Origin of the sequence: Nesterenkonia massiliensis, assembly GCF_000455245.1 — a bacterium.
Lineage (GTDB): Bacteria > Actinomycetota > Actinomycetes > Actinomycetales > Micrococcaceae > Nesterenkonia > Nesterenkonia rhizosphaerae.
This window is the reverse complement of sequence record NZ_HG005169.1, coordinates 217,748-224,679: the sequence shown is the minus strand read 5'-3', so window position 1 is coordinate 224,679 and position 6,932 is coordinate 217,748. Positions and strand designations below refer to the sequence as shown.

Here is a 6,932-nt window from a genome sequence, read left to right as displayed (position 1 = left end):
GTTCTGGCGCTACTGCCGAAGGTCATTGCCGGTTTTACCCGAGCCTATGCGTTTTACCGGCCTGTATACGGGTAGGTAAAACCGATAAGCCCGGGTAAAACCGTGGGGCGACGACGCCGGGGCGGGCAGCACCGGCCGAGCGCCACCGTCGGCGCACCGGGCGCATGTGCAGCGGGGCGGCCTCGCGGCTAGGGCCAGCGCCGTCGGCGGGCACCACCGCCGGGCATCACCGCTCGGACACCAGGCGCCTAGCTGTGCAGGATCAGGCTCATCGCCTCGGAGCGGGTGGCGGCGTTGCGCAATGCACCGCGAACTGCGGAGGTGATGGTCTTGGCCCCCGGCTTGGCAACCCCGCGCATGGACATGCACAGATGCTCAGCCTCGATCACCACAATCGCGCCCTGCGGCTCCAGGTGCTCCATCAGGGCATCCACCACCTGGGTGGTCAGCTGCTCCTGGACCTGGGGGCGTTTGGCGAAGATATCCACCAGCCGCGCCAGCTTGGAAAGTCCGGTGACTTTGCCCTCCGCCGCCGGGATATAGCCGATATGAGCGTTTCCGTAGAACGGCACCAGATGGTGCTCGCACATGGAATAGAAGGGCACATCGCGCACCAGCACCAGCTCTTGGTGGCCGATATCAAAGGTGGTGCCCAGCAGTTCGGCCGGATCCTGGCGCAGTCCCTTGAACGCTTCCTCGTAGGCACGGGCCACCCGGGCCGGAGTTTCCTTCAGGCCATCGCGCTCGGGGTCCTCCCCCACGGCAAGCAGAATCTCGCGGACCGCAGCTTCAATGCGCGGCAGGTCAACCTCACTCACCCGCGGGCTCCTGCCCTGCCTCGGCCGATTCGCCGGTCTGGCCCAGCGGGGCAGTGGCAGATCCAGCCTCGGCGCTGGCGGTGTCCTTGACCAGTTCACCGTTGACCACAATGGGCCGCTCCGGACTGGACTCCCAGACATTGCGCTTCGGGCGCTTCTTCACGTCCTTGAAGATCTCGGCGACTTCCTTGGCGCCGAGGGTCTCCACCCGCAGCAGCTCCTCGGCCAGCCGGTCCAGGACGTGACGGTTCTCGGTAAGCGCCCAGTAGGCCTCGTCGTGGGCTTCTTCAATGATGGAGCGCACCTCGGAGTCGACGACGGCGGCCAGCTGCTCCGAATATTCCTTACCGGTGGCCATCTCGCGGCCCAGGAAGGGGCTGCTGTCGCCGGAGCCCAGCTTCACCGAACCGACCTTGGCGCTCATGCCGTATTCGGTGACCATGCGGCGGGCAGTGTCGGTGGCCTTCTGGATGTCATTTGCAGCGCCGGTGGAGGGGTCGTGGAAGACGATCTCCTCAGCGACCCGCCCGCCCATGGCATAGGCGACGGTATCCAGCAGCTCATTGCGGGTGGTGGAGTATTTATCGTCCTCGGGCACCACCATGGTGTAGCCCAGCGCACGACCGCGCGGCAGGATGGTGATCTTGGTGACCGGGGCGGAGTAGTTCAGCGCAGCCGCCACCAGCGCGTGTCCACCCTCGTGGTACGCGGTGACCCGACGCTCGTGGTCCTTCATCAAGCGGGTGCGCTTCTGCGGCCCGGCCATGACGCGGTCGATAGCCTCATCAATGGCCCGGTCATCGATGAGGTCGGCATTGGAGCGGGCCGTCAGCAGAGCAGCTTCGTTAAGAACATTGGCCAAGTCCGCGCCGGTGAAGCCGGGGGTCTTGCGCGCCACGGATTCCAGATCCACATCCGGCACCAGGGGCTTGCCCTTGGAGTGCACGGCCAGGATGGCTTTGCGTCCGGCGAAGTCCGGGGCCTCCACGGGGATCTGCCGGTCAAAGCGGCCTGGACGCAGCAGTGCCGGGTCAAGCACATCGGGCCGGTTGGTGGCGGCGATGACGATGATGTTGGTATTGGCGTCGAAGCCGTCCATCTCCACCAGCAGCTGGTTCAGGGTCTGCTCGCGCTCATCGTTGCCACCGCCCACGCCGGCACCGCGCTGGCGGCCCACGGCGTCGATCTCATCAACGAAGATGATGGCCGGGGAGTTCTCCTTGGCCTGCTTGAACAGGTCACGGACACGGGAGGCGCCCACGCCCACGAACATCTCCACAAAATCCGAGCCGGAGATGGAGTAGAAGGATCCGCCTGCCTCGCCTGCCACGGCCTTGGCCAGCAGGGTCTTGCCGGTGCCGGGCGGGCCGTAGAGCAGCACACCCTTGGGGATCTTCGCGCCCAGTCGCTGGAACTTCTCCGGTTCGGAGAGGAACTCTTTGATTTCGTGGAGCTCCTCCACGGCTTCCTCAGCACCGGCGACATCGGCGAAGGTCACCTGAGGCATGTCCTTGTCGAACATCTTGGCCTTGGACTTGCCGAACTGCATGACCCGGGAGTTCCCACCGGACATCCGGGTGATCAGCCAGATGAACAGCAGTGCGATCAGCAGGAACGGGATCATGAAGCCGAGCATGGACAGCAGCCAGTTCGACTGCTCGGGCTGATCGGTATAACCCTCTAAGTCCGCATCGGCCACTGCCTGGGCGACGGTCTCAGCACGCGCAGTGGAGAAGTGGAAGTTGACGGCCTCGCCGTACTCCTGGCCGTCCTGCTCGAAGGGCTCGTTGAGGGTCAGGTCCACCCGCGAGTCGCCGTCGTCGATCCGTGCTTCTTTGACCTTGTCCTCGGCCAGCAGCTCCATACCCACATTGGTGTCCACGCGCTGTCCTGAGCCGGAGGAGGTGAACAGCAGCGGCACGACGACGAGCAGCGCCACCACTGCCAGCAGAATCCAGAACAGCGGTCCGGTGAAGATCTTCTTGAAGTTCATGCAGCTCCGTCACGTGCGAGATGTCGACTAAGGGATACCGTACCCGGGGGTCGAGGACGACGGCGACACGGCCGGATGCACTTTCGCGCCGGGCAGAGCGATGGCCGAGCCCGCGGCTCAGGCAGAAACCACATCCATCAGGGCTGCATAGTCATCAACAACGTCGTATCTCACTGGAAGATCTTGCTGGCCTCCAGCTGGTACGCCTGGTGCTTGAACTGCAGCTTCATGAGCGCCCCTTTCTTCGCGTAGTTTTTTCCAACGTTTATTTAGCAGCACACCTTCAAGTAAAGGCTGGAGCCGCCCCTGACCTGCAGCAACAGTGCATCTTGCGCCAACACCCGACAGGGCGGGATGGTTTAGTTAACTAAAGCGGCACATGCTTTAAGAAAGCTCCCACCGGGGGCGACTGCGACTTCCTACGTTGCAGTTGCGTCCACACCAGATCGAATGGCTGCTTTCGTGTTCAGAGCAACCAATGCACATGTGACGTCAGAGTTCACACCCTGAGAACGCCACCGGAGAAGGGCAATGACCCGAGCCAGCTTGTCAGACCGTCACTCGATCCGGCTCTTAAACTTCTGTTCATCTTGATGTTGAGAGATGCAGGCGAGGATTCTGACGATACGACGGTCCTCATCGACCACATACCAGAGCTTGTAAGGGAAAGAGCGGAGAAGGACTCTTCTCGTACTGCCTCTCACCCTGCGGAAAGCTAGCGGAGAGTCGCTGAGCAACACTTCAGCGTCAGAAATCTCAGACTCAAACCGCTGCACAACATGCGGCACGTTTTCGGCGTACCAGGCGAGCACCTGCTCCACATCCTGCAAAGCACGGGACCGGTACCGGACGGTGTAACTCATCCGAATTTGCTACGAATGCGCTTCCAAAACTCTCCCGACGACATCTCATCGTCAGGGTTAGCTTCCAGATCCGCCAGCCGCTCATCGATCACCGCAGCTTCATACGGAGTGACCACATCGTCGCCCTGCGCCTCATCCAATAGCGCATAAGCCAGCTCACGTTTCTGTGCAGCAGTCAACTGCCGGGTTCTCTCCAGAAGAGCCTGATCCACCATGCCCCTATGCTACGTCCGAGAGTCTTCCCGAGGAACACTTTTCCGTAACCGATGTGGTCGATGAGATTGAGTTGCGTCATCGCTTCGACCAGGAACAGATTCCGATACTGACGCGGAGACTTGGTACCTCTGACATAGTCATCAGGGTGTCCGTCGTAGAAGCTGCCCACACTGATGAACTCGAGCCGATCGGGGAACTCGGTGACGATGATGCTCCAGTTCTGCCGATAGTCCTGGTGAGCGATTCAGTTGTACAGCTCCTCCAGACCACTGCGCTGGTCGTATTTCGAGATCTCCCGGTCGATCAGCTCATCGGGTGGCAGCAGACGGATCTGGACATTTCGGATGCGGCGCTCGGGCTCCGAGGCGGAAATGAGGAACGCAGGCTGAAGTGCTCATAGGCGCGCGCCTGGCCCTCTAGCCTCCAGCTGATCTCGCACATTTGCGGGGAGAGCAGATGGGTCACCCTACGCGACCGGGGGGCCCGTTTCCGTGGCAACGAGCCGCCTGCCATAGCTGTGACAGCTCAGTTCAGCACTGGGATCAGCAGGCTGACCAGCAGCAGCACCAGAGCACCGCCGATGCGTGAGGAGACCTGCAGGAACGGCATCAGTTCCAGGCGGTTAGCCGCGGAGACCACCGCGACGTCGCCGGTTCCGCCCATATCTGTCATGCCCATTCCCACGGCGATGGAGGTTTCCACGTAGTACATCTTCACCAGCCAGCCCAGGGCACCGGAGACCACCACGGCGACGACGACGGCCAGCAGCACCAGCACCGGGTAGCGCCAGTCGGAGAGCAGCGCGCCGAGTTCATCGAACTCGAAGAAGGTGATGGAGATGCCCACCAGCAGCGCCGGGGTCAGGGTGCCGGAGACGAAGCCGAACCAGGTGGAGACTGCGTCCTCGAAGGACTCCGGCAGCAGGCCGAAAATCTTGATGGCTGCGGCCAGCAGGATGGTCCAGGCGTAGGCATGCAGACCCGGGACGAAGTTGGCGATCAGGCTTCCGGCCAGGAACAGCACGGCGGCCACGGTCAGGCCGATGATCAGCACATTGAAGGTGCCGCCGGTGGGCTTGGGCTTGCCGCTGAAGTCCTCGGCCTTGCCCGCCACGCGCACGATCTGGCCGTTGCCGTTGAAGCCCACGAAGAACTGCTGACCCTTATAGGTGATGCCGTTGAAGATGCCGGCGCAGAAGATGGTCAGCACATTGGCGATGATCACCGCCGGAATCAGCGTGGCCACATAGGAGGAGGCCTCGCCGCCCATCTGGGATTCGTAGATCTGGGACATCGGCACAATGCCGGCGCCCACGCCGCCACCCATAATGGGGGCTGCGACGAACAGCACGGACTCACGCAGACCATAGCCCAGGGCGGCACCGATCAGCCCCAGGGTGATGAAGACGACGGCGATGGTGCCCAGCAGCGGCACCGCGATGCGTGCCCCGGCCTTCAGCAGCAGTGCCCGCGGCATGCCGAGGATGGATCCGGCAATCAGGCTGGCCACGTAGAAGTCGATGAAGCCGATATCGGAGCCGTTGGTGAAGATCTCCATGTTCTCTGCCAGCGCGGTGGGGAACAGCCCGAAGTGCAGCAGGATGGCCGGGGTCAGGATGCACAGCACAGTGGGCAAACCGTAGTTGCGCAGCACTGGTACGCGCCCTCCGATCCAGTTCAGCAGCGCACCCACCAGGATGACGACGGCGAATCCGGCCAGCATGGCGTTGGGCAGTGCGCCCAGGGCCGCGCAGGCGATGACCACGGCGAAGAGGATCGCGAACCAACCGATGGGCAGGCCCATGATGCGGGTCCAGGATTCGGGCTGGCTGAACTCGGCGGTGGTGTCCGCTGCCTTGCTGATGCCTACTGCACCGGTGGTCTCGGCGGCAGGCGTCGTTGCCTGCGTCTGGGAGTGAGAGCTCACGGGTCTCCTAGTGCGAAAAGTGCTGATGTGATGCGCACCCTGTTGCACACATCACGCTGAGTGACCCGCATTACGGTAGTTGATACTTTATAAAATGCAAACTGAGACTCTGGTCACCCGGGCGGGGTAGCTTCACGTCATTCGGGCGGCAGCCCGGCGCACCACGTCATTGAGCCGGTCCATAGCCGGCGTCGTCGTAGACCAGTGCTGCCAATGCAGCTCCACATCATCGGGCTGAATCTCCGCGATGATCTCCAGGTCCCGATGAGTTCCCTCCTTCACCCCGGCTGGGAGCATCGATTCCGGGATCATCCCCCACCCCAGGCCGTATCCGACGGCGGCGTTATAAGCCTGCACCGAGGGCACCAGGTGCGTGATCGCCGGGGTGGTCACTCCAAGGGCCGCCAGCGCGGTGCGCTGAGTGGAGTCGCGGATGCTGTAGTCGATCTGCGGCACGCTCGCCCAGCGCACCGCACCGCCCTCCTCGCGGTGGCGGTCCAGCAACTCCCGCGAAGCCACCGGCCAGTAGCGGATAGTGCCCAGCGGCTCAGCGCGGCACCCGGAAACCGGTGTGGGGTGCTCGGTAACAGCAGCGGTGACCGTGCCGTTTCGCAGCAGCTCATGGGTGTGCTCCTGGTCCTCAGCATGCAGGTGCAGCTCGACGTCGTCCCAGGTGGCAGCCTCTTGGAGCACCCGCAGGAACCAGCTGGCCAGCGAATCGGCATTCACGGCCACCGAGAGCGTGGTGGTGGGGCTGTAGTTACGCGATGATCCGCGGAAACCCAGGCTGCGCCGGGCCTCATCCTCTAGCAAGACGGTCTGCCGGGCGATGCCCAGCAGCTTCTGCCCCGACTCAGTGGGCCTCACGGGGATCGTGCGGGTCAGCAGCACCTGTCCGATTTCCTTCTCCAGCGCTTTGATGCGCTGTGAAAACGCTGAGCCGGAGATGCGCAGAAGATCAGCAGCGGCCTCGAAGGTCCCTTCATCTACCGCGAGCACGAAAGCACGCAGGTGATCAGTGTTCACGCTCCCCAGGCTACGCCAATATCTGAAGGATGTCTTCAGCTACTGAAGAATCTTGAGCTGGAACGGACGCCTCCGGTTCCACAGAATGGT

At 62.8% G+C, this 6,932-nt stretch carries 7 protein-coding genes; all 7 read right to left on the bottom strand.

Features of this window, described 5'->3' with window-relative positions:
- Nucleotides 1-248: 248 nt before the first annotated feature.
- The 7 genes from folE to TX78_RS09560 all read right to left on the bottom strand — a co-directional run bounded on the left by folE (nucleotide 249) and on the right by TX78_RS09560 (nucleotide 6,842).
- A complete protein-coding gene (gene folE, locus TX78_RS09590) occupies nucleotides 249-818 on the bottom strand; it encodes a GTP cyclohydrolase I FolE (RefSeq protein WP_044495777.1) in 570 nt (189 codons plus the stop codon).
- Nucleotides 811-2,811, bottom strand: coding sequence for an ATP-dependent zinc metalloprotease FtsH (ftsH, locus tag TX78_RS09585; protein ID WP_101750634.1), 2,001 nt, complete (start codon nucleotides 2,809-2,811; stop codon nucleotides 811-813). Before ftsH ends, folE begins: the two co-directional genes overlap by 8 nt.
- A 557-nt stretch (nucleotides 2,812-3,368) precedes the next feature.
- A complete protein-coding gene (locus TX78_RS12740; RefSeq protein WP_049897757.1) occupies nucleotides 3,369-3,674 on the bottom strand; it encodes a type II toxin-antitoxin system RelE/ParE family toxin in 306 nt (101 codons plus the stop codon).
- A complete protein-coding gene (locus TX78_RS09575; protein ID WP_044495775.1) occupies nucleotides 3,671-3,889 on the bottom strand; it encodes a hypothetical protein in 219 nt (72 codons plus the stop codon). Before TX78_RS09575 ends, TX78_RS12740 begins: the two co-directional genes overlap by 4 nt.
- Nucleotides 3,850-4,059 carry a hypothetical protein gene (locus tag TX78_RS14630; RefSeq protein WP_407635387.1) on the bottom strand — a complete coding sequence of 70 codons (210 nt, stop codon included), beginning with the start codon at nucleotides 4,057-4,059 and terminating at the stop codon, nucleotides 3,850-3,852. The genes TX78_RS09575 and TX78_RS14630 overlap by 40 nt, the downstream gene beginning before the upstream one ends.
- A 356-nt stretch (nucleotides 4,060-4,415) precedes the next feature.
- The gene (locus tag TX78_RS09565) at nucleotides 4,416-5,816 is read right to left on the bottom strand and encodes a 2-hydroxycarboxylate transporter family protein (RefSeq protein ID WP_049897755.1); all 1,401 of its coding nucleotides are present in this window, start codon (nucleotides 5,814-5,816) and stop codon (nucleotides 4,416-4,418) included.
- 132 nt (nucleotides 5,817-5,948) lie between these two features.
- A complete protein-coding gene (locus tag TX78_RS09560) occupies nucleotides 5,949-6,842 on the bottom strand; it encodes an ArgP/LysG family DNA-binding transcriptional regulator (RefSeq protein WP_044495771.1) in 894 nt (297 codons plus the stop codon).
- Between the last annotated feature and the right edge of the window lie 90 nt (nucleotides 6,843-6,932).